The sequence below is a fragment of the Streptomyces sp. NPDC111628 genome, assembly GCF_055635195.1.
Window position 1 is genome coordinate 135534 of the sequence record NZ_JBVKBZ010000002.1, and the last position, 20940, is coordinate 156473.

Sequence of the window (20940 nt, forward strand, 5' to 3'; positions counted from 1 at the left end):
CGTCGCGCGCGTCAGGCGCTCTGCTGGAGCTGCGGCAGCACCTTGGTGCGGTAGAGGTCGAAGAAGCCGCGCAGGTCCGGGCCGATCTGGTTGACGTAGACCCGGTCGAAACCGGCGTCGGCGAACTGCTTCAGCTCCGCCACGTGCTCGTCCACGTCGTCGCCGCACACCCGGCTGTCGCGGACCATGTCCTCGGTGACCAGGGTCTGCGCCTGCTCGAAGTGCTTCGGCGACGGCAGCACCTGACCCAGCTCGCCGGGCAGTTGCTCGTTGGCCCACAGCCGGTGCACGGTGCGCACGGCCGCGTCCTTGTCGGTGTCGTAGCAGACCTTGGTGCCGCCGCTGACCAGTTTCCCGCCGCCCCCGCCCTTGCGGTACTGCTCCACCATCGAGGCGTCCGGCATCATCGTGATGTAGCCGTCGCCGACCCGGGCCGCCAGCTTCGTCGCCGCCGGGCCGAAGCCCGAGATGTCGATCGGGACCGGCTCGTCGGGCACCGTGTACAGACGGGCGTTCTCCACCGTGTAGTGGGCGCCGTCGTGGTTGACCTCCTCGCCGGTGAGCAGCCGCCGGATGATCAGGATGGCCTCCTCCAGCATCTCCAGGCGTACGTGCGCGGCCGGCCAGGCGTCGCCGAAGATGTGCTCGTTCAGTGCCTCGCCGGTGCCTACGCCCAGCCGGAACCGGCCCTCGGTCATCACCGCGCTGGTCGCCGCGGCCTGCGCCACCACCGCCGGATGGATGCGCACGGTCGGGCAGGTCACCGCCGTCTCGATCGGCAGGGACACGGCGTCGGACAGCGCGCCGATCACCGACCACACGAACGGACTCTGGCCCTGTTCGCCGTTCCAGGGGTGGTAGTGGTCGGAGATCCACAGTGCCTGGAAACCGGCCTGCTCGGCCATCCGGGCCTGCTCGATCAGCTCCGCGGGACCGTACTGTTCGCACGAGAGGAAATAGCCGTACTCGGGCATGAGGGGGTGCCTCCGGACAGGGAGCGGGGGTGGGTCCGGGGCCGGGTACCCGGGCGAGGTGCCGGAAACCGGCGGCCCGGCGGCTTCCCCGCGGACGTGCCGCGAGGTCTTCGCGGACGTTTGGGTGCCCCGGCCCAGGGGACGCGGAAGGCTCACGAGGTACGCGACAGCCCGGAGGCGAACCGTGAGCCGACCCCGCATCGTGATCGTCGGTGCCGGCTTCGCCGGGTACCGGACGGCCCGCACCCTGTCCCGGCTCACCCGGCACCAGGCCGACATCACCCTGCTCAACCCGACCGACTACTTCCTCTACCTGCCCCTGCTGCCCCAGGTCGCCGCCGGAATCCTGGAACCGCGCCGGGTCAGCGTCTCCCTGTCGGGCACGCTGCCGCACGTACGGCTGGTGCTCGGCGAGGCCGACGGCATCGACCTCGACGGGCGCACCGTGCGCTACACCGGCCCGGAGGGCGAGGAGGGCACCCTGGCCTACGACCGGCTGGTGCTCGCCGCGGGCAGCGTCAACAAACTGCTGCCCATCCCCGGCGTCGCCGAGCACGCCCACGGCTTCCGCGGGCTGCCGGAGGCGCTCTACCTGCGCGACCACGTGACCCGGCAGGTGGAGCTGGCCGCCGCGGCCGACGACCGGGCGGAGTGCGCCGCGCGGTGCACGTTCGTCGTGGTCGGCGCGGGATACACCGGCACCGAGGTCGCCGCGCACGGCGCGATGTACACCGACGCGCAGGTCCGCAGGCATCCGATGCGGACCGGCATGCGGCCGCGCTGGATGCTGCTCGACGTGGCGCCGCGGGTCATGCCCGAGATGGACGAACGGCTCTCCCGCACCGCCGAGCGCGTACTGCGGCAGCGGGGCGTCGACGTGCGGATGGGGACCTCCGTGAAGGAGGCCACGCACGACGGGGTCGTACTGACCGACGGGTCCACCGTCGACACCCGCACACTCGTGTGGTGCGTGGGTGTGCGGCCCGACCCGCTGGTGGAGTCCCTGGGGCTGCCCATGGAACGCGGCCGGCTGCTCGTCGACCCCCACCTCCAGGTGCCGGGCCGTCCCGAGCTGTTCGCCTGCGGTGACGTGGCGGCGGTGCCCGACCTGAATCAGCCGGGCCAGTACACGCCGATGACCGCACAGCACGCCTGGCGGCACGGCAAGGTCTGCGCCCACAACGTCGTCGCCTCGCTCGGCCGCGGGCAGCGGCGGACCTACCGCCACCGTGATCTGGGGTTCGTCGTGGACCTCGGCGGCGCCAAGGCCGCGGCCAACCCGCTCGGCCTGCCGATGTCCGGCCCGGCGGCGGGTGCGGTCACCCGCGGCTACCACCTCGCGGCGATGCCGGGCAACCGGGTGCGGGTCGCCGCCGACTGGCTGCTCGATGCGGTGCTGCCCCGCCAGGCCGTACAGCTGGGTCTCGTACGGTCCTGGTCGGTGCCGCTGGAGTCGTCGTCGCCGGAGGTCGCACGGGTGCCGGGGCGTCCTGAGCGGCCCGGGACGGACGCCGGGGGCGCAGGGAGGCGCCGCGAGGACGACGAGGCGAAGGACCGGCCGAGCGGCGAGCCCGCCGACGAGCAACCGCGCAGTGAGCCCGCGAAAAACCAGCCGGGCGGCGAGCCCGCCAAGCGGCAACCGGGCGGCGAGCCCGCAAAGAACCAGCCGGGCGGCGAACCCGCGAAGGGGCAGCCGGGTGGTGACTCCGGCGGGAGCCGGTCGCAGGGCGGGCGGGCGAAGGGGGGCCAGTCCGGCTCGCCCCGCGCGTCCGGCAAGCCGCGCCGCGCCGTCGAGGCCGCCGGACCGCGCCCCGCCCGAGGAGGCTCGGGCAAGCCGGGCAAGTCCTCCCGCGCCTCCGGAGCGGGCTCCGCCGGGAAACGGCCCACCGCCCCGTCCGGACCGAGCCGGTCCGCGGGCCCGCCCACCGACCCCGGCCCGGAACCCCCGGCGAACCAGCCGCCCCCCGGACCCGACATCGCCCCCGGCCCCGTCAGGCGAACCGACGGACGTGCCGCGGAAGGAGACTCATGAACACCGGTGAACTCGTCGACCTCGGACAGCAGTTGCGCGTCGACAGCGTGCGGGCGTCCGCCGCCGCGGGCTCCGGGCACCCGACGTCGTCGATGTCCGCCGCGGACCTGATGGCCGTACTGCTGGCCAACCACCTCCGCTACGACTTCGAGCGCCCCGCCCACCCCGGCAACGACCGCTTCGTACTCTCCAAGGGGCACGCCTCGCCCCTGCTCTACTCCGCCTTCAAGGCGGCCGGCGCCATCGACGACGAGGAACTGCTCACCTTCCGCAAGCTGGGCAGCCGCCTGGAGGGGCACCCCACGCCACAGCGGCTGCCGTGGGTCGAGACGGCCACCGGTTCGCTCGGACAGGGACTGCCCGTGGGTGTCGGCATCGCGCTGTCCGGCAAGCGGCTCGACCACACCGACTACCGCGTGTGGGTGCTGTGCGGCGACAGCGAGATGGCCGAGGGATCGGTGTGGGAGGCCGCCGAGCACGCCGGGCACGAGCACCTCGACAACCTCACCGTGATCGTCGACGTCAACCGGCTCGGCCAGCGCGGCCCCACCCGGCACGGCCACGACCTCGACGCCTACGCACGCCGTTTCCGGGCCTTCGAGTGGCACACCATCGAGATCGACGGCCACGACGTCGACGCCGTCGACCGCGCCTACGGCGAGGCCCTCTCCACCAAGGGCCAGCCCACCGCGATCATCGCCCGCACCCTCAAGGGCAAGGGCGTCGAGGCCGTGGAGGACCGCGAGGGCCAGCACGGCAAGCCGGTGCCCGATGCCGAGGAGGCCGTCGCCGAACTCGGCGGTCCCCGTGACATCACGGTGCGGGTGCACGCGCCCGAGGACGCCCGGTCGCTGCGCTCGACGGGCACCGGGCAGACCGAGCTGCCCCGCTACGACCGGGGCGACGAGATCGCCACCCGCAACGCCTTCGGGGAGGCGCTCGCCGCGGTCGGCACCGCGCGCGGCGACGTCGTCGCCCTCGACGGCGAGGTCGGCGACTCCACCCGGGCGGAGTTCTTCGCCAAGGAACACCCCGAGCGCTACTTCGAGTGCTACATCGCCGAGCAGCAGATGGTCGCCGCCGCGGTGGGCATGGCGGCTCGCGGCTGGATACCGTTCGCCACCACCTTCGCCGCCTTCCTGACCCGCGCCTACGACTTCGTGCGCATGGCCTCGATCAGCGGCGCCGGCATCAACCTCGTCGGCTCCCACGCGGGCGTCGCCATCGGCCAGGACGGGCCCAGCCAGATGGGCCTGGAGGACCTCGCCATGATGCGGGCCGTCCACGGCTCGACCGTGCTCTACCCGTGCGACGCCAACCAGGCCGCGCGCCTCGTCGCCGAGATGGCCGGCCTGGAGGGCATCCGCTACCTGCGCACCTCGCGCGGCGAGAGCAAGGTGATCTACGGATCCGACGAGGAGTTCCCCGTCGGCGGCAGCAAGGTGCTGCGCTCCTCCGACGCCGACCGGCTCACCGTCGTCGCGGCCGGTGTCACCCTGCACGAGGCGCTCACCGCGGCCGACGCCCTCGGAGCGGACGGCATCCCGGTCCGGGTGATCGACCTGTACTCGGTCAAGCCGGTCGACCGGGCCACCCTGCGCGCGGCCGCCGAGGAGACCGGCTGCCTGGTGACCGTGGAGGACCACCGGCGGGAGGGCGGCATCGGCGACGCCGTACTGGACGCGTTCTGCGACGGACGGCCCGTGCCCCGGCTGGTGCGGCTCGCGGTCACGACGATGCCGGGCTCCGCGACCCCGGCGGAGGAACTCCACGCCGCGGGGATCGACGCCGAGTCCATCGAGGCGGCCGCGCGGATGCTCGTGGAGCAGGCGATCGTTCCGTGAGCAGGAGCGGCACCGGCGGGGGTGGCGGCGCACGGACCGTGCGGGCCGGACGGCACACGGTGGAGGTCCACCGGCCGGACAAGGTGCTGTTCCCGGCCGGTGAGGGCGGTGCGAAGGAGTACACCAAGGGCGATCTCGTCGACTACCAGCGTGCCGTCGCCCCGTTCATGCTGCCGCATCTGCGGGGCCGCCCGCTGATGCTGGAACGCCATCCGGACGGCGTCGACGGACCGCGGTTCATGCAGAAGAACACCCCGGAGCACTACCCGGACTGGATCGACCGCGTCGAGGTCGGCAAGGAGGGCGGTACCGTCTGCCACACCGTGTGCGACGACTCCGCCACCCTCGTGTACCTCGCCGACCAGGCCGCGCTCACCCTGCACCGCTGGCTGTCCCGGACCGGGCGGCTCGACCGGCCCGACCGCATGGTCTTCGACCTCGACCCGGCCGGAGACGACTTCGAGGCGGTGCGCGAGGCCGCCCGGCTGCTGGCCGAACTGCTCGACGAGCTGAAGCTGCCCTCCGCGCCGATGACCACCGGGTCCCGGGGGCTGCACGTCGTCGTGCCGCTGGACGGCCGGCAGGACTTCGACGACGTACGGGAGTTCGCGCGGGCCGTCGCCGACGTCCTGGCCGCCGCCCACCCCGACCGGCTCACCACCGCCGCCCGCAAGAAGGACCGCGGGGACCGGCTCTACCTCGACATCCAGCGCAACGCCTACGCGCAGACCGCCGTCGCCCCGCTCACCGTCCGCGCCCGCCCCGGCGCCCCCGTGGCCACGCCCATCTCCTGGGACCAGCTGGACGACCCGGCCCTGCACGCCCGCCGCTGGACCGTCGCGGACGCCGTGGAGCAGGCCCGCAGCCGGCCCTGGGCCGGGATCATGAACCGCCCCCGGGCCCTGGGCCCCGCCCGGCGGCGCCTGAACGCGCTGCACGCCTGAACGCAGCGCACGGCTGAGCGGTTCGCGCAACTCGACGAGGTTTGGCGAACACACATACGGCCACCCGAGTGACGAGGTGGCCATGACCAACACCAAGAAGACGCCCGAATCCCACGATTCGCAACGAAGTTCACGCGAGTCACAGGACTCGCACGAGTCACACACACCGCAGAAGTCGCAGCGTCCCAAGCCCATGGAGGTTCTGCGCGAGGCGCGAGCCCAGCTCGCGGAGCTCACCGGCATGACCGCCGAGTCCGTGTCGTCCTTCGAGCAGACGGAGGAGGGCTGGGCCCTTGAGGTCGAGGTCCTGGAACTGGAGCGGGTGCCCGACACCATGAGCCTGATGGCGAGCTACCGGGTGGAACTGGACGCCGAGGGACAGCTCACCGGCTACCGGCGCGCCCGGCGCTACGAGCGCGGTCGGGCCGACTCCCGCGGCGGCCGCTAGGCCGTGGACGAGACAGAGAAGACAGAGAAGACAGAGCAGACGGAGCAGACAGAGCAGACGGAGGAATAGCTGGCATGACTGTCGTACCGGCACAACAGACCGGCGGTGGAGGCGGCAGCAGCGGCCTTTACGACGTGCTTGAGCTTGTTCTGGACAGGGGGCTCGTCATCGACGCATTCGTGCGCGTCTCCCTGGTCGGCATCGAGATCCTGAAGATCGACGTCCGTGTCGTCGTCGCGAGCGTGGACACCTATCTGCGCTTCGCCGAGGCATGCAACCGGCTCGACCTGGAGGCCGGGCCGCGCAAGGACCCGGGACTGCCCGACCTGGTCGGCGAGATGACCGAGTCCGGCGCCCGGGGCAAGTCCAAGGGGGCGCTGTCCGGCGCCGCCGAGACCATCTCCGACGCGTTCAAGCAGGCCCGGGACGACGGCGGCTCCGAGCGTGAGACGTCCTCGCGTCCGCGGGCCCGCAAGGCCGCGCCCTCGCGCCGGAAGGAGGAGCAGGAGTGAGTACGTACGTCTACGGCATCACCGCCGCCACGCATCCCTCGCTCCCCGAGGGCACGGGCGGGGTCGGTGACCCGGCGCGCGAGGTGCGGATCCTCAAGGAGGGCGAGCTGGCGGCCGTCGTCAGTGACGCCCCCGAGGGGCTGCGCCCCAAGCGGAGGGAACTGCTCGCCCACCAGAACGTGCTGAGCGAGATCGGCGCGGACGGCTGTGTGCTGCCCATGCGCTTCGGCAGCGTCGCCCCCGACGACAAGGCGGTCACCGGAGTCCTCGCCGAGCGCGCCGAGCACTACGCGGAACGCCTGGGGGCGCTGGACGGCCGCGTCGAGTACAACATCAAGGCCAACCACGTCGAAGAGGCCGTACTGCATCACGTGATGGCCGAGAACCCGGAGATCCGCGCCCTGGCCGAGTCCAACAGGCAGGCGGGTGGCGGGACCTACGAGACGAAGATCCGGCTCGGTGAGATGGTCGCGGCCGCGGTCAAGGAGAAGGAGGCCGCGGACGCCACGGCGCTGGAGCGCGCCCTGGAGGCCGCCGCCGACGCCGTGAGCGTGGGCCCCGAGTCCACCGGCTGGCTGGGCAACGTCTCGTTCCTGGTGAAGCGGGAGGCGGCCGACGAGTTCCTGGCCGCCGTCGAGCGGGCCCGCGGCGGGATGCCGCACCTGGAGGTCCGCGTGAACGGCCCGCTGCCGCCGTACAGCTTCGTCGAGCCCGGTCCGGCCGAGCCCGCGGGCACGGCGGCCGGCGGTGCGGACGCCGGAGCGGGGTGACGACATGGGACTGATCTCGGAGGTCCTGCTGCTGCCGTTCGCACCGGTGCGCGGCAGCGGCTGGGCCATCAGACAGGTGCTGGAGGAGGCCGAGCGGATCTACTACGACCCCGCCACGGTACGGGCCGAACTTGCCCGCCTGGAAGAGCAGTTGGAGGCCGGTGAGATCACGGAGGAGGAGTTCGACCGACAGGAGGACGAGCTCCTGGACCGGCTGGAGATCGCTACGCGCACGAGCGCGGGATTGGGCAACGGGACGGCACCATGAATCGAGTGGGACTGGGCCTCGCCATAGGGGCCGGATACCTGCTGGGACGCACGAAGAAGCTGAAAATGGCGGTCGCCGTGGGCACCATGGTGGCCGGCAAGAAGCTGAACCTGACCCCGAAGGGCATCGCCGAACTGGTCTCCGGCCAACTGCAGAACAACCCGCAGTTCAAGGAGATCGGGGACCAGTTGCGCACCGACCTGCGGGGCGTGGGCAAGGCGGCCTCGGGTGCCATGGTCGAGCGGCAGATCGACGCGCTCGCCGACCGGCTGCACGGGCGCACCGCCGAGGTGCGCGACCAGCTCTCCGGCGTGGCGTCCCGGGCACCCGGCACCGGATCCGACGACTCCCGCGACTCCCGCGACTCCGAGGCCTCGGAGGACTCGGAGTACGAGGAGGCCAGGGAGCGGGACGAACCGGAGGAGTCCGAGGAGCACCAGGACGCCGAAGAGCCCGAGCAGGCCGAGGAGCCCGAGGAGCGGCCCGCGCCGCGGCGCGCGCGGCCCGCGAAGAAGGCACCGCCCGAGTCGCGCGGGACGGCCAGGAAGGCGCCCGCGAAGAAGGCCGCCGCCAAGGCCCCCGCGAAGAAGGCGGCGGCCAAGCGTGCCCAGCCCGCCAAGAAGGCGGCCGGAAAGAAGACGGCAGGAGCCAGGAGCGCCGCCCGCGGCGCCGGTGCCCGGCGGTCGAAGGACGGTGGTGAGCGATGAGTGACTCCCTGGGGTCCGCGGCCTCCACGGCGGGAAAGGCCGCGAAGAAGAACCCGCTGGCCGACGTGGCGCAGAGCGAGGCGGCCGACCGCCTCAAGGCCGAGGTGCAGGACTACCTCGCCGCCCAGGCCACCCGGCTGCTGACCGGCGTCGGCACCAAGCTCGGCGAGACCACCGGCAGGCTCAACGACATCGCGGAGGGCAACAGCCCGGGATTCGCCAAGCTCGCCCTCGACGGCGGACGCAAGCTCGCCGAGGGCAAGAGCCCGATGCGGGCCGCCTTCGAGGTCGGCGCGGGCAAGGTGAAGGACAACGTGGTCGGCGCCTTCAAGAACCTCACCGGCGGCAAGGGCCGCAAGAAGGGCGGTGGGGGCCAGAAGCCGACCGTCATCATCGAGTACGTCGACGTGGGCGTGCCGCTCCGCACCGCTTACGACCAGTGGACCCAGTACCAGGACTTCAGCACCTTCGCCAAGGGCGTCAAGAGCGCGAACCGCGCCGACGACACGTCCTCCGACTGGCAGCTGAAGGTCTTCTGGTCCAACCGCAGCTGGAAGGCGACGACCACCGAGCAGGTGCCCGACGACCGGATCTCCTGGACGTCGGAGGGTGCCAAGGGTTCGACCAAGGGCGTCGTCAGCTTCCACGAGCTGGCCGACAGCCTGACCCGGGTCGTCCTGGTCATCGAGTACTACCCGAAGGGCCTGTTCGAGAAGACCGGCAACATCTGGCGCGCCCAGGGCCGCCGGGCCCGGCTCGACCTCAAGAACTACGTCCGCCACATCACCTTCAAGGGCGAGGCCGACGACGGCTGGCGCGGTGAGATCCGCGACGGCGAGGTCGTCCGCAGCCACGAGGACGCGGTCGCCGAGGAGGAGGAAGAGGACCGGCAGGCGGAGCAGGAGCAGGAGCAGGAGCAGGAGCAGGAGCAGGAGCCCGAGGGTGAGTACGAGGAGGAGGCGGAGGGCGAGCCAGAAGAGGAGTACGAGGAAGAACCGGAGGGCGAGTACGAGGAGCCCGAGGAGGACAAGGAAGCAGGGGAGGACGAGTACGCGTCCCGTGACGAGGTCGAGGACGAGTACGAGTACGAGGACGCCGAGGGCGGGAGCCGTCGATGACCACCCCCAGCCGGCTGCCCGATCCCTACGGCCAGGGACAGAGCGCCAACCTCGCCGACATCCTGGAACGGGTGCTCGACAAGGGAGTCGTGATCGCGGGCGACATCAAGATCAACCTGCTCGACATCGAGTTGCTGACCATCAAGCTGCGGCTCGTCGTCGCCTCCGTCGACAAGGCCAAGGAGATGGGCATCGACTGGTGGGAGAGCGACCCCGCACTGTCCTCGCGCGCCCGGCACGACGAACTCACCCGGGAGAACGCGGCGCTCCGCGAACGCCTGCGTGAGCTGGACCCGGGCCGCGTACCGAGGGAGGAGGCGCCGTGACCGGACTGCGCTACGTCTACGCCGTCTGCCGCCCCTTCGGCGCGGCGCTCCAGTCCCAGCTCACGGGCGTGGCGGACGACCCGCCCCGGCTGCTGCCGCACGGCGACCTGGTCGCCGTCGTCAGCCATGTGCCCGAGGCCGACTTCGGCGAGGAGGCGCTGCGCGACCACCTGGAGGACCTGGACTGGCTGACCGCCACCGCCCGCGCCCACCAGCAGGTGGTCGACGCGCTCACCGCCGTCACCACCCCGCTGCCGCTCCGGCTGGCCACCGTCTTCAGGGACGACAGCGGCGTACGCGTGATGCTGGAGGAGCGCGAGGCGGCCTTCCGGCGCACACTCGACCGGCTGGACGGCCGGGTGGAGTGGGGCGTGAAGGTGTACGTCGAGGCGGATCCGGCGCAGCAGGCGGAGTCCGAGCGGTCGGCCGCGTCGGCACAGCCCGCGCCGAAGCCCGCCTCGGGCCGGGACTACCTGCGGCAGCGGCGCCGGCAGTCCCGGGCGAACGACGACCTGTGGAGCAGGGCCGAGGAGTTCGCCACCGGTCTGCACACGACGCTGTCCGACCGGGCCGACGACGCCCGGCTGCACGCGCCGCAGAACCCCCGCCTTTCCGGTGCCGCCGGTCGGAACGTTCTCAATGCCGCCTATTTGGTGGCCCGCGACGCATCCGAGGAATTCGTCGAAATGGTGGACCGTACGAAGGACGACGCCCCCGGAATTCGCGTGGAACTCACCGGTCCGTGGGCGGCCTATTCCTTCGCCGGAGAGACAGAGGAGGCGGGATCGTGACCGTCGTGGAGCGCCGCGAGATCGCGTTGGTCGACCTGCTCGACCGGCTGCTGGCGGGCGGAGTCGTCATCACCGGTGACGTCACGCTGCGCATCGCGGACGTCGACCTGGTCCGCATCGATCTGAACGCGCTGATCAGCTCGGTCAACCGCAACGTACCCTCACCGTTCGGGGACTGACGTGACCGAACCCGCCGAGCCCCGCAAGCGCCGCCTCGACCTCGATCCCGACACGGTCGAGCGCGATCTGATCAAGCTGGTCCTGACGGTCGTCGAACTGCTGCGTCAGCTCATGGAACGCCAGGCGCTGCGCCGTGTCGACGAGGGCGACCTGAGCGAGGACCAGGAAGAGCGGATCGGGCTCACCCTGATGCTCCTCGACGACCGCATGACCGAACTGCGTGACCGCTACGGACTGCGGCCCGAGGACCTGAACCTGGACCTCGGGCCGCTGGGACCGCTGCTGCCCCGGGAGTGAGTACTCCCGGGGCAGCAGCCTCGTCACCTGTCGTGCGTCACCTGTCGTGCGTCACCGGTTGTTCACCACCGGTACCAGCGGCCCCTGCCGCCGCCGGTCGTCGTCCCGCGGGCCAGGAAACCGATCACCCACAGGACCAGAACCGCCAGAGCGATCCACCAGAGAATCTTCACCGCGAATCCGACACCGAAAAGAACGATCGCGAGAAGCAGTACGAGCAGAAGCGGAACCATAATGTTGAACCTCCTGCCGTACTGGTTTCCCGGATTTCACCGAACAGGCGTCGGTCACGCTTCCTTTCGGCACAGAATCTCTCCGTGCAGAACGCTGAACCAGCTTTCCGGGTGTTTTCCCCAGTCCCGCCAGGCCGCCGAGACGGCGCGCAGTTCCTCCGGCGTCGCATGGCCGCCCTCGGTGGCGCGCTCCGCGTACGCCGACGCCAGGGTGCGGTCCGCCCACAGGCCGCTCCACCACTCCCGCTCCTCGGGCGTGGTGAAGGTCCAGGTGGCCGAGGTCGCCGTGATGTCGGTGAATCCCGCCTCGAGCGCCCAGGCCTTCAGCCGGCGTCCGGCGTCCGGCTCGCCGCCGTTGGCGCGGGCCACCCGGTGGTACAGGTCCAGCCAGTCGTCCATGCCCGCGGACGCGGGGTACCAGGTCATGGCCCCGTAGTCGGAATCACGGACGGCGACGAACCCGCCCGGGCGCGCGACCCGCTTCATCTCGCGCAGTGCCTGCACCGGGTCACCCACGTGCTGGAGCACCTGGTGGGCGTGGACCACGCAGAAGGTGTCGTCCGGGTAGTCCAGCGCGTGTACGTCCGCGACCGCGAAGTCGGTGTTCTCAAGCCCCCGCGCGGCGGCCGTGGCCCTGGCCCGCTCCACGATCTCCGGCGACCGGTCCACGCCGGTGACGTGGCCGTCCGCAACCAGTTCCGCCAGGTCGGCGGTGATGGTGCCCGGCCCGCAGCCGATGTCCAGGATCCGCATGTGGGGCCGCAGGGATCCGAGCAGATAGGCGGCGGAGTTCTCGGCGGTGCGCCAGGTGTGCGAGCGCAGCACGGACTCGTGGTGCCCGTGCGTGTAGACGGCGGTCTCATGCGGCTTCGGCATGGTCGATCCCCTCTCCCGACAGTGTGATCACGGTACGCCCACCGGCCGCATGGTGAGATCGCCGTTTTGCCATGTGGACTGACGAGGCGTCAGGAGAGGAGTGTGCTGTCAGGAGAGGGGCGTGGTGTCAGGTGAACAGGCCGCCGCCGGGCAGCGGCCGGTACACCGTGAGCGCCTCGGGCAGCTTCTCCAGCGTCAGGTCGCCCTCGGTCTCCGTCAGCTCGCCGTCGTACGCCATCAGCGTGCCGGGCGCGACCCCCGACAGGCGCAGCCGGGGCACCTGCACCGCCGCGTGGGCGGGGGAGCGGGTCAGCGGTCCGGCGAGGGCCGCGGACAGCAGCCGCAGGGCCGGCCGGCGGCCCCCGTGCACCACCCGCACGTCCAACTGTCCGTCCGCCAGGTCGAGCCGGCGTCCCGAGGCGAGCCCGCGGCGGTGGTACGTGCCGTTGCCCGCGAACAGCATCCACAGCGGGCGCCTGCGGCCGCGCACCTCGGCCTCCAGCGGGTGCCGGTCGGCGCGCAGCACCCGCACGGCGGCGAGCACCCCGGCCGGCCAGCCGCCGATCCGGGGCGACCAGCGCTCCCGCTCGTTGACCAGCTCCGGGTACACGCCGAGGCTGAAGGTGTTCAGGAAGACACCGCGCCGCCCGCCGGAGGCGAACCGGCCCACGTCCACCCGCACCCCCTCGCCCCGCTCCAGCGCCCCGCACAGATCCCGTACGTCCTCCACACCCAGGTCGTAGGCGAAGTGGTTGAGCGTGCCGCCGGGCAGGACCGCGAGCGGCAGGCCGTGGCGGAGCGCGATCTCGGCCGCGGCGTTCACGGTGCCGTCGCCGCCGCACACGCCGAGCGCCCGGGCATGACCGGCCGCCTTCTCGAGTTCGGCCCGGACGTCCCCGGGCTCGCACTCCACGACCTCCGCGTCGGGCAGCGCGTCGCACAGGGCCCGCACCCGGTCCGAGGTGCCCGAGCCGACGTTGGCGACCATCACGAGCCCCTCGCCCCCCGGCAGCGCGGGCACCTCGGCGCGCGGCCGGGCCGGCGGGGTGTGCTGGGCCCGGGTCGGCACCAGACCCCGTACGGCGAACGCGGCCCCCGCCCCGAGGGCGGCACCGGCCAGGACGTCGCTCGGGAAGTGGACGCCCGTGTAGACCCGCGACAGGGCCACCGCGGCGGCCACCGGGGCCACCGCCGCACCCCACGCCGGGGACTCCAGCGCCACCCCGGTCGCGAACGCCGCGGCCGACGCGGCGTGCCCCGAGGGGAAGGACGTCGTGATCGGCTGCCGCTTCAGCTGCCGGACCAGCGGCACCGGGTCCAGTACCGGACGGGGGCGCCGCACCGAGCGCTTGCCCAGGGTGTTGATCGTCAGCGAGGCCAGACCCAGCGAGGCGATCCCCCGGGCGGCCGCGCGCCGGGCCCGCGGGGTGCGCGACGCGGCCAGGGCGGCGCCCACCGCGAACCACAGCACCCCGTGATTGGCGCCGCGGCTCAACCGGGGCAGCAGGGGGTCCGCGCCCGGCCAGGTGCGGGAGGCGACGGCCTCGAACGACCGCTGGTCCAGCCGCAGGAAACCGTTGCGGAGGGGGTGCGGGCCGGGCGTGGCGGCGGTGAGGTCTACGTCGGGACTCATGGATCCCGCCTACCCTGCGGACGGCGTTTCCTGCCGGTGGTCCGCGCGTGGTCCGCGCCACATGCCCGGGGCTCGGGCGCCGCGGCGGAAATGGGTTTGCCCGGGGAGCGGCCGGAGCCGCAGAATCCGGTCTCATGGGTCACCTCGAAGCCGCGCACCTGGAGTACTGCCTTCCCGACGGGAGGGCGCTCCTCGGCGACGTGTCCTTCCGGGTGGGGGAGGGGGCCGTCGTGGCCCTCGTCGGACCCAACGGCGCGGGCAAGACCACCCTGCTGCGCCTGCTGGCCGGGGAGCTGAAACCGCACGGCGGGACCGTGGCCGTCGGTGGCGGCCTCGGCGTGATGCGCCAGTTCGTGGGCTCCGTGCGCGACGAGACGACCGTGCGCGACCTCCTGGTGTCCGTCGCGCCGCCCCGGATCCGCGAGGCCGCGCGCGCCGTCGACACCGCCGAGCACGCGATCATGACGGTGGACGACGAGGCCGCCCAGCTGACCTACGCGCAGGCGCTCTCCGACTGGGCCGAGGCGCGGGGGTACGAGGCGGAGACCCTGTGGGACATGTGCACCACCGCCGCGCTGGGGATGCCGTACGACAAGGCCCAGTGGCGGCAGGTGCGCACCCTGTCCGGGGGTGAGCAGAAGCGCCTCGTCCTGGAGGCGCTGCTGCGCGGCACCGACGAGGTGCTGCTGCTCGACGAGCCGGACAACTACCTCGACGTGCCCGGCAAGCGCTGGCTGGAGGAGCGGCTCGCCGAGACCCGCAAGACCGTACTGTTCGTCTCCCACGACCGGGAGCTGCTGGCCCGCGCCGCCGAGAAGATCGTCTCGGTCGAGCCCGGGCCCGCGGGCGCCGACGCCTGGGTGCACGGCGGCGGTTTCACCACCTTCCACGAGGCCCGCCGCGAACGCTTCGCCCGCTTCGAGGAACTGCGCCGCCGCTGGGACGAGAAGCACGCCCAGCTGAAGAAACTGGTGCTGACACTGCGTCAGGCCGCCGCGGTCAGCCATGACATGGCCTCCCGCTACGCCGCCGCCCAGACCCGGCTGCGCAAGTTCGAGGAGGCCGGACCGCCGCCCGAGCCGCCGCGCGAGCAGGACATCAGGATGCGCCTGAAGGGCGGCCGCACCGGCATCCGCGCCGTCACCTGCGAGCAACTGGAACTCACCGGCCTGATGAAACCCTTCGACCTGGAGGTCTTCTACGGCGAACGGGTCGCCGTCCTCGGCTCCAACGGCTCCGGCAAGTCGCACTTCCTGCGGCTGCTGGCCGGAGACGACGTGGCGCACACCGGGAACTGGAAGCTGGGGGCGCGCGTGGTGCCCGGCCACTTCGCGCAGACCCACGCCCACCCCGAGCTGCTGGGCCGCACCCTCCTGGACATCCTGTGGACCGAGCACGCCCAGGACCGGGGCGCCGCCATGTCCCGGCTGCGCCGCTACGAACTGACCCAGCAGGCCGAGCAGGCCTTCGACCGGCTCTCCGGCGGCCAGCAGGCCCGCTTCCAGATCCTGCTGCTGGAACTCCAGGGCGTCACCGCCCTGCTCCTCGACGAGCCCACCGACAACCTCGACCTGGAGTCGGCCGAAGCCCTCCAGGAGGGCCTGGAGGGCTTCGAGGGCACGGTCCTCTCGGTCACCCACGACCGCTGGTTCGCCCGCTCCTTCGACCGGTACCTGGTCTTCGGCAGCGACGGCCGGGTGCGTGAGACGGCGGAGCCGGTCTGGGACGAACGGCGGGTGGAGCGGGCCCGCTGACGTCCGGACTCCGGACTCCGACTCCGACTCCGACTCCGGAGGAGACCCGGGAACCCGGGGGCCCGGGCGCCCGGGGAGATCACTTCCAGCGCAGCAGCGCCCCCAGGCCGCCCACCGGCGCCTTCTGGGAGGTCTCCGGCGGCAGCACCGGCGTCACCGAGATCGCGGGCGCGCCGGTCATCACCGCCGACCGCAGCAGGGCGTCGTCCGCCCGCGCCGACCAGGAGTTCTGCTCGCCGAGCGTCTTCAGCTCCGTACGGCGCACCGCCACCTGGTCGGCGTCCTCGCCGATCCACACCTCGCGGTGCGTGTCGGGGCCGTCCGGGATGACCAGCAGCTCGTCGATGCGGTGCTCCCGGGCTGCCTCGACCAGCGCGGGCACGCCCTCCGCCGCGCCGGCCCGGCCCTCGTCGTCCGGGGACCGGGCGGCCAGGAACCGGTCCAGGTCCTCGCGGGCGCGGGCCCGGACGTGGTCGTCGCGCAGCCCCTCCACCTCGTCGTCCAGCAGCCTGCTGCCGGCGCCGCGGGAGGCCTCGGCGACGCGCTCCTTGAGACGCGAGGGCAGCCGCTCGTGCACCGAGCGCCGCTCCCGGTCGTCACCCACCAGGATCACCAGGTCGGCGCCGGTCTCCTCCTGGCACACGGCGAGCGCGTCCGCGATCTCCGCCGCGTTGTGCTCCCAGGTGTTCTCCACCCGGAGCTGGAAGTGCCGCTCCGACCAGTCCGCGCTGCTCGTGCGGTGCACCGGCCACTGCCTGCCGGTCACGCCGCCCGCGTCGGAGCTGCCCAGCGCGGAGCGCAGCTCGAAGTCGGCACCCTTGCGGTCGATGTACGCCACCACGCACACCGGGTCCTCGCCGGCCAGGTCGAGCAGTGGCGTGACGTGCGGCAGCGGGGCCCAGTCGGCGGTGGTCCCGCCGTACGGGGGCCGGGCCAGCGCCGGATCGAGGACCACCTGTCCCGCACACGCGAACAGGGCCCGACCGTGCGGATCGGTGGCGTGCCGCAGCTCGTCCACCGCCTCCCGCACCGCCCGGCAGGTGGCGTCGTCCGCGCCCTGCTCCGCCAGCTCCCGGGCCACCGCGGCGGCCGTCAGCTCACGCTCATGGGGGGTGTCCTCCGTGTGCCGGGAGAGGTCGACGTAGACGGAGGCCCAGGGTCCCTGGTGCTCGTAGAGGGGGTGCAGAAACGCGAGATCCATGTGGCTGCCCTCCCGGGTGCCGCTCGGGGGTGGTAGTGCTCGGGGGCGGGTACCCGGGACGCATGAACGAACACGACACGCGGGACGACACCATGACCGGAGTGGACCCGGGCCGCCTGGACGACCAGCAGCTGATGAAAGAGCTGGAGACCATCCACCGCACGCGCCACGACACCCTGCTGTACGGCTCGAACGACGCGCTGCGGGCCCACAACGACCGCATGGCCCGGCTGGAGGGCGAGTGGCTGCGCCGCAACCCCCGGCGCCCGGTGGCCCCGGGCCGCACCCGCGAGGGCGCCCGGGAACGCGGCTGCGGCCAGGCCGCCGCACCCGGTGGCTGAGCGCGGCGGCGGGCCACCGGCGCTCCCTCACCGGTGGCCCGTCCGCCCGTCGCCCGGCGGCCCGCCTCAGCCGGCCGCCTTGGCGAACTGCGCGAGGTAGGTCTCGCAGAACGCCTCGAGGTCGTCCGGCTTGCGGCTGGTGATCAGGACGCTGTCGCCCGCGTCGCAGACCTTGACCCGTTCGTCGACCCAGGTGGCGCCCGCGTTGCGCAGATCCGTCCGCAGACTGGGCCACGAGGTCATCGTGCGGCCGCGCACCACGTCCGCCTCCACGAGCGTCCACGGCGCGTGGCAGATGGCGGCCACCGGCCGGCCCTGCGTGAAGAAGTCCTTGACGAACGCCACGGCCTTCTCGTCCGTTCGCAGGAAGTCCGGGTTGGCCACCCCGCCGGGCAGGACGAGACCGCCGAACGCGTCGGCGGAGGTCTCGCCCACCACCTCGTCGACGGGGAACGTGTCCGCCTTGTCGAGGTGGTCGAAGCCCTGGACCTCGCCGGACCGCGTGGAGACGAGCACGGGCTCGTGTCCCGCGTCCTTCGCCGCCCGCCACGGCTCGGTCAGTTCCACCTGCTCCACGCCCTCGGGCGCGGTCAGAAATGCGATGCGCATGGAGTTTCGGTTTCCCTTCCGGCGCCTACGCGCCCTGCGGACCGGGCCGGCCGCTCTCGGTGAGGGCCACCGCCAGCTCCTGGACGTTGTCGTAGCGCGCCTTGTGCGGCAGTCGGTCCAGTCCCTCGACGAGGGCGTCCGGCGCGTTGCCGCGGCGCAGTGTGCGGGTCAGTTCCCGCGGTCCCGCGGGGAAGCTGCCCCGGGTCAGGTTCCGGGCCAGCTCGAGCCGCAGGGCCTCCAGGTACGTCGGTCCGCGGCCCGGTGTCACCGGCCCGTACATGACGTCCGGATCGTCCTCGGCGGCCGGCTCCGGGTCGTTCCACTCCTCGCTGCGGGTGGGGTGCCCGGACCTGAGCAGACCCTGCAGTTCATGCTTCATCTCGTCGTCGCGGTGGACGCTCATCCGGTCGCTGCCTCGCTGCATGTCTCCCTCCAGATCCTTCGGGGGTGCCGACCGCGTACCCGGCCACCGCGCGCCGACACGGATTCATCCGGACGGGTCCGCTCCGATTTCCGCGGTCCGTGAGCGGATCAGTAATCGAGAAGCGCGGGCCGCCGCGCGCCCTCTAGCGTGTGACCACCGAGGCACTGAGGGCGTCACCTTCACCGAGCCCCCGACAGATGGAGACACGATGAGCAGCGCCAAGAGGCCGGGCACGCAGGGACCCGGGTCGCACGTCGCCGACAGCCACGATCTGATCCGTGTGCACGGCGCCCGCGAGAACAACCTCAAGGACGTCAGCATCGACCTTCCCAAGCGCCGGCTGACCGTGTTCACCGGCGTCTCCGGCTCGGGCAAGAGCTCGCTGGTGTTCAACACCATCGCCGCCGAGTCGCAGCGGCTGATCAACGAGACCTACAGCGCGTTCGTCCAGGGCTTCATGCCCACGCTCGCCCGCCCCGAGGTGGACGTCCTGGACGGCCTCACCACCGCCATCATCGTGGACCAGCAGCGGATGGGCGCCGACCCCCGCTCCACCGTAGGCACCGCCACCGACGTCAACGCGATGCTGCGCATCCTCTTCAGCCGCCTCGGCGAGCCGCACATCGGCCCGCCCAGCGCGTACTCCTTCAACACCGCCTCGGTCCGGGCCAGCGGCGCGATCACCGTGGAACGGGGCAACAAGAAGGCGGTCAAGGCGACCTTCCAGCGCACCGGCGGCATGTGCACGAACTGCGAGGGCCGCGGCACCGTCTCCGACATCGACCTCACCCAGCTCTACGACGACTCCAAGTCGCTCGCCGAGGGCGCTTTCACCATCCCCGGCTGGAAGTCGGACAGCCAGTGGACCGTGCAGGTGTACGCCCAGTCCGGCTTCGTCGACCCGGACAAGCCGATCCGCGAGTACACCGACAAGGAGCTGCGGGACTTCCTGTACGGCGAGCCGGTCAAGGTGAAGGTCAACGGCGTCAACCTCACCTACGAAGGCCTGATCCCCAAGATCCAGAAGTCCTTCCTGTCCAAGGACAAGGAGGCCATGCAGCCCCACATCAGGGCCTTTGTGGAGCGGGCCGTCACCTTCACCACCTGTCCCGAGTGCGAGGGCACCCGGCTCAGCGAGGGCGCCCGCTCGTCGAAGATCAAGAAGATCAGCATCGCCGACGCCTGCGCGATGGAGATCCGGGACCTGGCCGAGTGGGTCCGCGACCTCGACGAACCCTCGGTGGCGCCGCTGCTCACGGCCCTGCGGGACACCCTCGACTCCTTCGTGGAGATCGGCCTCGGCTACCTCTCCCTCGACCGGCCCGCGGGCACCCTGTCCGGCGGCGAGGCGCAGCGCGTCAAGATGATCCGCCACCTCGGCTCCTCGCTCACCGACACCACGTACGTCTTCGACGAGCCCACCGTCGGACTGCATCCGCACGACATCCAGCGGATGAACGACCTGCTGCTGCGCCTGCGGGACAAGGGCAACACGGTCCTCGTCGTCGAGCACAAGCCCGAGGCGATCGCGATCGCGGACCACGTGGTCGACCTCGGTCCCGGCGCCGGTACCGCGGGCGGCACCGTCTGTTTCGAGGGCACTGTCGAGGAGCTGCGGGCCGCCGACACCGTCACCGGCCGCCATCTCGACGACCGGGCCGTCCTCAAGGGATCGGTCCGCAAGCCCACCGGCGCCCTGGAGATCCGCGACGCGCGGACGCACAACCTCCAGGGTGTCGACGTCGACGTGCCGCTCGGCGTGCTCTGCGTGGTCACCGGCGTGGCGGGCTCCGGCAAGAGCTCGCTGATCCACGGTTCGGTCCCGGCCGGTGCGGGTGCCGACGTCGTGTCGGTCGACCAGAGCCCCATCAAGGGCTCGCGGCGCAGCAACCCCGCGACGTACACCGGAATGCTGGAGCCGATCCGCAAGGCCTTCGCCAAGGCCAACGGCGTGAAGCCGGCCCTCTTCAGCGCCAACTCCGAGGGCGCCTGCCCCACCTGCAACGGCGCCGGTGTCATCTACACCGACCTGGCCATGATGGCCGGCGTCGCCACGCCCTGCGAGGACTGCGAGGGCAAGCGGTTCCAGCCCGCCGTGCTGGAGTACCGCTTCGGCGGCCGGGACATCAGCGAGGTGCTCGCGATGTCCGTGGACCAGGCGGAGGAGTTCTTCGGCGCCGGTCAGGCCCGCACCCCGGCCGCGCACAAGATCCTCCAGCGGCTCTCCGACGTCGGCCTCGGCTACCTCACCCTCGGCCAGCCGCTCACCACCCTCTCCGGCGGCGAGCGGCAGCGGCTGAAGCTGGCCACCCACATGGGCGAGAAGGGCGGCGTGTACGTCCTGGACGAACCCACCACGGGACTGCACCTCGCCGACGTCGAGCAGCTGCTCGGCCTGCTCGACCGCCTCGTCGACGCCGGCAAGTCGGTCATCGTCATCGAGCACCACCAGGCCGTCATGGCGCACGCCGACTGGATCATCGACCTCGGCCCCGGCGCCGGTCACGACGGCGGGCGGATCGTCTTCGAGGGCACCCCCGCCGACCTCGTCGCCGACCGCTCCACCCTCACCGGCGAGCACCTCGCCGCCTACGTCGGCGCCTGAGCGTGCCCCCTGCCCACGGCGCCGGAACCGCTACCGGGGGTGTCCGGTGCTGT

At 72.3% G+C, this 20940-nt stretch carries 23 protein-coding genes; 16 read left to right on the top strand and 7 right to left on the bottom strand.

From position 1 onward, the window contains the following. Positions 1 to 11: 11 nt before the first annotated feature. Entirely contained in the window at positions 12 to 974 is a 963-nt protein-coding gene (locus tag ACZ7MF_RS08620; RefSeq protein WP_471475343.1) for an LLM class F420-dependent oxidoreductase, read from the bottom strand. A gap of 184 nt (positions 975 to 1158) precedes the next feature. Here ACZ7MF_RS08620 and ACZ7MF_RS08625 point away from each other — a divergent pair, with 184 nt between their 5' ends. From ACZ7MF_RS08625 to ACZ7MF_RS08685, 13 genes are all read left to right on the top strand, one after another. Further along, on the top strand, positions 1159 to 3006 hold the full coding sequence (locus tag ACZ7MF_RS08625; RefSeq protein WP_471475344.1) for an NAD(P)/FAD-dependent oxidoreductase: 1848 nt from the start codon (positions 1159 to 1161) through the stop codon (positions 3004 to 3006). Further along, the gene (locus tag ACZ7MF_RS08630) at positions 3003 to 4850 is read left to right on the top strand and encodes a transketolase (RefSeq protein WP_471475346.1); all 1848 of its coding nucleotides are present in this window, start codon (positions 3003 to 3005) and stop codon (positions 4848 to 4850) included. Before ACZ7MF_RS08625 ends, ACZ7MF_RS08630 begins: the two co-directional genes overlap by 4 nt. A gap of 38 nt (positions 4851 to 4888) precedes the next feature. Continuing rightward, the gene (ligD, locus tag ACZ7MF_RS08635) at positions 4889 to 5794 is read left to right on the top strand and encodes a non-homologous end-joining DNA ligase (RefSeq protein ID WP_471477199.1); all 906 of its coding nucleotides are present in this window, start codon (positions 4889 to 4891) and stop codon (positions 5792 to 5794) included. Between the two features lie 82 nt (positions 5795 to 5876). After that, the gene (locus ACZ7MF_RS08640; RefSeq protein ID WP_471475347.1) at positions 5877 to 6242 is read left to right on the top strand and encodes a gas vesicle protein GvpO; all 366 of its coding nucleotides are present in this window, start codon (positions 5877 to 5879) and stop codon (positions 6240 to 6242) included. A 74-nt stretch (positions 6243 to 6316) separates the two neighbouring features. Next, positions 6317 to 6754, top strand: coding sequence for a gas vesicle structural protein GvpA (locus tag ACZ7MF_RS08645; protein WP_003972478.1), 438 nt, complete (start codon positions 6317 to 6319; stop codon positions 6752 to 6754). Beyond that, entirely contained in the window at positions 6751 to 7524 is a 774-nt protein-coding gene (locus ACZ7MF_RS08650) for a GvpL/GvpF family gas vesicle protein (RefSeq protein ID WP_356865016.1), read from the top strand. The genes ACZ7MF_RS08645 and ACZ7MF_RS08650 overlap by 4 nt, the downstream gene beginning before the upstream one ends. Positions 7525 to 7528: 4 nt before the next feature. Further along, a complete protein-coding gene (locus tag ACZ7MF_RS08655; protein WP_007445595.1) occupies positions 7529 to 7792 on the top strand; it encodes a gas vesicle protein GvpG in 264 nt (87 codons plus the stop codon). Next, positions 7789 to 8499 carry a DNA primase gene (locus ACZ7MF_RS08660; protein WP_471475349.1) on the top strand — a complete coding sequence of 237 codons (711 nt, stop codon included), beginning with the start codon at positions 7789 to 7791 and terminating at the stop codon, positions 8497 to 8499. Before ACZ7MF_RS08655 ends, ACZ7MF_RS08660 begins: the two co-directional genes overlap by 4 nt. Further along, on the top strand, positions 8496 to 9617 hold the full coding sequence (locus ACZ7MF_RS08665) for an SRPBCC family protein (protein ID WP_471475350.1): 1122 nt from the start codon (positions 8496 to 8498) through the stop codon (positions 9615 to 9617). The genes ACZ7MF_RS08660 and ACZ7MF_RS08665 overlap by 4 nt, the downstream gene beginning before the upstream one ends. After that, on the top strand, positions 9614 to 9943 hold the full coding sequence (locus tag ACZ7MF_RS08670; RefSeq protein WP_003972473.1) for a gas vesicle protein: 330 nt from the start codon (positions 9614 to 9616) through the stop codon (positions 9941 to 9943). The genes ACZ7MF_RS08665 and ACZ7MF_RS08670 overlap by 4 nt, the downstream gene beginning before the upstream one ends. Then, complete coding sequence (locus ACZ7MF_RS08675; protein WP_471475352.1) at positions 9940 to 10734, top strand: GvpL/GvpF family gas vesicle protein; 795 nt, start codon at positions 9940 to 9942, stop codon at positions 10732 to 10734. The genes ACZ7MF_RS08670 and ACZ7MF_RS08675 overlap by 4 nt, the downstream gene beginning before the upstream one ends. After that, positions 10731 to 10913 carry a gas vesicle protein gene (locus tag ACZ7MF_RS08680; RefSeq protein WP_003972471.1) on the top strand — a complete coding sequence of 61 codons (183 nt, stop codon included), beginning with the start codon at positions 10731 to 10733 and terminating at the stop codon, positions 10911 to 10913. Before ACZ7MF_RS08675 ends, ACZ7MF_RS08680 begins: the two co-directional genes overlap by 4 nt. Before the next feature lies 1 nt (position 10914). Then, a complete protein-coding gene (locus ACZ7MF_RS08685; protein WP_356865025.1) occupies positions 10915 to 11211 on the top strand; it encodes a gas vesicle protein K in 297 nt (98 codons plus the stop codon). 62 nt (positions 11212 to 11273) lie between these two features. Here ACZ7MF_RS08685 and ACZ7MF_RS08690 read toward each other — a convergent pair whose 3' ends face one another. From ACZ7MF_RS08690 to ACZ7MF_RS08700, 3 genes are all read right to left on the bottom strand, one after another. After that, the gene (locus ACZ7MF_RS08690) at positions 11274 to 11444 is read right to left on the bottom strand and encodes a hydrophobic protein (RefSeq protein ID WP_471475353.1); all 171 of its coding nucleotides are present in this window, start codon (positions 11442 to 11444) and stop codon (positions 11274 to 11276) included. 54 nt (positions 11445 to 11498) lie between these two features. Further along, the gene (locus ACZ7MF_RS08695) at positions 11499 to 12320 is read right to left on the bottom strand and encodes a class I SAM-dependent methyltransferase (RefSeq protein WP_471475355.1); all 822 of its coding nucleotides are present in this window, start codon (positions 12318 to 12320) and stop codon (positions 11499 to 11501) included. 127 nt (positions 12321 to 12447) lie between these two features. Next, complete coding sequence (locus ACZ7MF_RS08700; RefSeq protein ID WP_471475356.1) at positions 12448 to 13953, bottom strand: phosphatase PAP2 family protein; 1506 nt, start codon at positions 13951 to 13953, stop codon at positions 12448 to 12450. Between the two features lie 134 nt (positions 13954 to 14087). Here ACZ7MF_RS08700 and ACZ7MF_RS08705 point away from each other — a divergent pair, with 134 nt between their 5' ends. Next, on the top strand, positions 14088 to 15707 hold the full coding sequence (locus ACZ7MF_RS08705; protein ID WP_471475358.1) for an ABC-F family ATP-binding cassette domain-containing protein: 1620 nt from the start codon (positions 14088 to 14090) through the stop codon (positions 15705 to 15707). Positions 15708 to 15786: 79 nt separating this feature from the next. Here the strand turns inward: ACZ7MF_RS08705 and ACZ7MF_RS08710 are convergent, their stop codons facing one another. After that, positions 15787 to 16908: a baeRF2 domain-containing protein gene (locus tag ACZ7MF_RS08710; protein WP_471475359.1), complete on the bottom strand. Its 1122-nt coding sequence runs from the start codon at positions 16906 to 16908 to the stop codon at positions 15787 to 15789. A gap of 62 nt (positions 16909 to 16970) precedes the next feature. Here ACZ7MF_RS08710 and ACZ7MF_RS08715 point away from each other — a divergent pair, with 62 nt between their 5' ends. Continuing rightward, positions 16971 to 17249: a DUF6158 family protein gene (locus ACZ7MF_RS08715; RefSeq protein ID WP_011030977.1), complete on the top strand. Its 279-nt coding sequence runs from the start codon at positions 16971 to 16973 to the stop codon at positions 17247 to 17249. Between the two features lie 66 nt (positions 17250 to 17315). Here the strand turns inward: ACZ7MF_RS08715 and ACZ7MF_RS08720 are convergent, their stop codons facing one another. Both ACZ7MF_RS08720 and ACZ7MF_RS08725 read right to left on the bottom strand, forming a co-directional pair. Further along, a complete protein-coding gene (locus ACZ7MF_RS08720; protein ID WP_471475361.1) occupies positions 17316 to 17858 on the bottom strand; it encodes a type 1 glutamine amidotransferase domain-containing protein in 543 nt (180 codons plus the stop codon). A gap of 25 nt (positions 17859 to 17883) precedes the next feature. Beyond that, positions 17884 to 18282 (bottom strand): DUF2795 domain-containing protein, encoded by a 399-nt coding sequence (locus tag ACZ7MF_RS08725; protein WP_393229102.1) that lies wholly within the window; start codon positions 18280 to 18282, stop codon positions 17884 to 17886. Positions 18283 to 18490: 208 nt separating this feature from the next. Between ACZ7MF_RS08725 and ACZ7MF_RS08730 the strand changes: the two genes are divergently transcribed. Then, the gene (locus ACZ7MF_RS08730) at positions 18491 to 20887 is read left to right on the top strand and encodes an ATP-binding cassette domain-containing protein (RefSeq protein ID WP_471475362.1); all 2397 of its coding nucleotides are present in this window, start codon (positions 18491 to 18493) and stop codon (positions 20885 to 20887) included. Positions 20888 to 20940: the final 53 nt, after the last annotated feature.

Excerpts from the sequence above, each read along its gene's own strand:
- ACZ7MF_RS08620 (WP_471475343.1), bottom strand. The coding sequence starts at position 974 with ATGCCCGAGTACGGCTATTTCCTCTCGTGCGAACAGTACGGTCCCGCG.
- ACZ7MF_RS08630 (WP_471475346.1), top strand. The coding sequence starts at position 3,003 with ATGAACACCGGTGAACTCGTCGACCTCGGACAGCAGTTGCGCGTCGAC.
- ACZ7MF_RS08640 (WP_471475347.1), top strand. The coding sequence starts at position 5,877 with ATGACCAACACCAAGAAGACGCCCGAATCCCACGATTCGCAACGAAGT.
- ACZ7MF_RS08645 (WP_003972478.1), top strand. The coding sequence starts at position 6,317 with ATGACTGTCGTACCGGCACAACAGACCGGCGGTGGAGGCGGCAGCAGC.
- ACZ7MF_RS08655 (WP_007445595.1), top strand. The coding sequence starts at position 7,529 with ATGGGACTGATCTCGGAGGTCCTGCTGCTGCCGTTCGCACCGGTGCGC.
- ACZ7MF_RS08660 (WP_471475349.1), top strand. The coding sequence starts at position 7,789 with ATGAATCGAGTGGGACTGGGCCTCGCCATAGGGGCCGGATACCTGCTG.
- ACZ7MF_RS08665 (WP_471475350.1), top strand. The coding sequence starts at position 8,496 with ATGAGTGACTCCCTGGGGTCCGCGGCCTCCACGGCGGGAAAGGCCGCG.
- ACZ7MF_RS08670 (WP_003972473.1), top strand. The coding sequence starts at position 9,614 with ATGACCACCCCCAGCCGGCTGCCCGATCCCTACGGCCAGGGACAGAGC.
- ACZ7MF_RS08690 (WP_471475353.1), bottom strand. The coding sequence starts at position 11,444 with ATGGTTCCGCTTCTGCTCGTACTGCTTCTCGCGATCGTTCTTTTCGGT.
- ACZ7MF_RS08695 (WP_471475355.1), bottom strand. The coding sequence starts at position 12,320 with ATGCCGAAGCCGCATGAGACCGCCGTCTACACGCACGGGCACCACGAG.
- ACZ7MF_RS08700 (WP_471475356.1), bottom strand. The coding sequence starts at position 13,953 with ATGAGTCCCGACGTAGACCTCACCGCCGCCACGCCCGGCCCGCACCCC.
- ACZ7MF_RS08705 (WP_471475358.1), top strand. The coding sequence starts at position 14,088 with ATGGGTCACCTCGAAGCCGCGCACCTGGAGTACTGCCTTCCCGACGGG.
- ACZ7MF_RS08710 (WP_471475359.1), bottom strand. The coding sequence starts at position 16,908 with ATGGATCTCGCGTTTCTGCACCCCCTCTACGAGCACCAGGGACCCTGG.
- ACZ7MF_RS08715 (WP_011030977.1), top strand. The coding sequence starts at position 16,971 with ATGAACGAACACGACACGCGGGACGACACCATGACCGGAGTGGACCCG.
- ACZ7MF_RS08720 (WP_471475361.1), bottom strand. The coding sequence starts at position 17,858 with ATGCGCATCGCATTTCTGACCGCGCCCGAGGGCGTGGAGCAGGTGGAA.
- ACZ7MF_RS08725 (WP_393229102.1), bottom strand. The coding sequence starts at position 18,282 with ATGCAGCGAGGCAGCGACCGGATGAGCGTCCACCGCGACGACGAGATG.
- ACZ7MF_RS08730 (WP_471475362.1), top strand. The coding sequence starts at position 18,491 with ATGAGCAGCGCCAAGAGGCCGGGCACGCAGGGACCCGGGTCGCACGTC.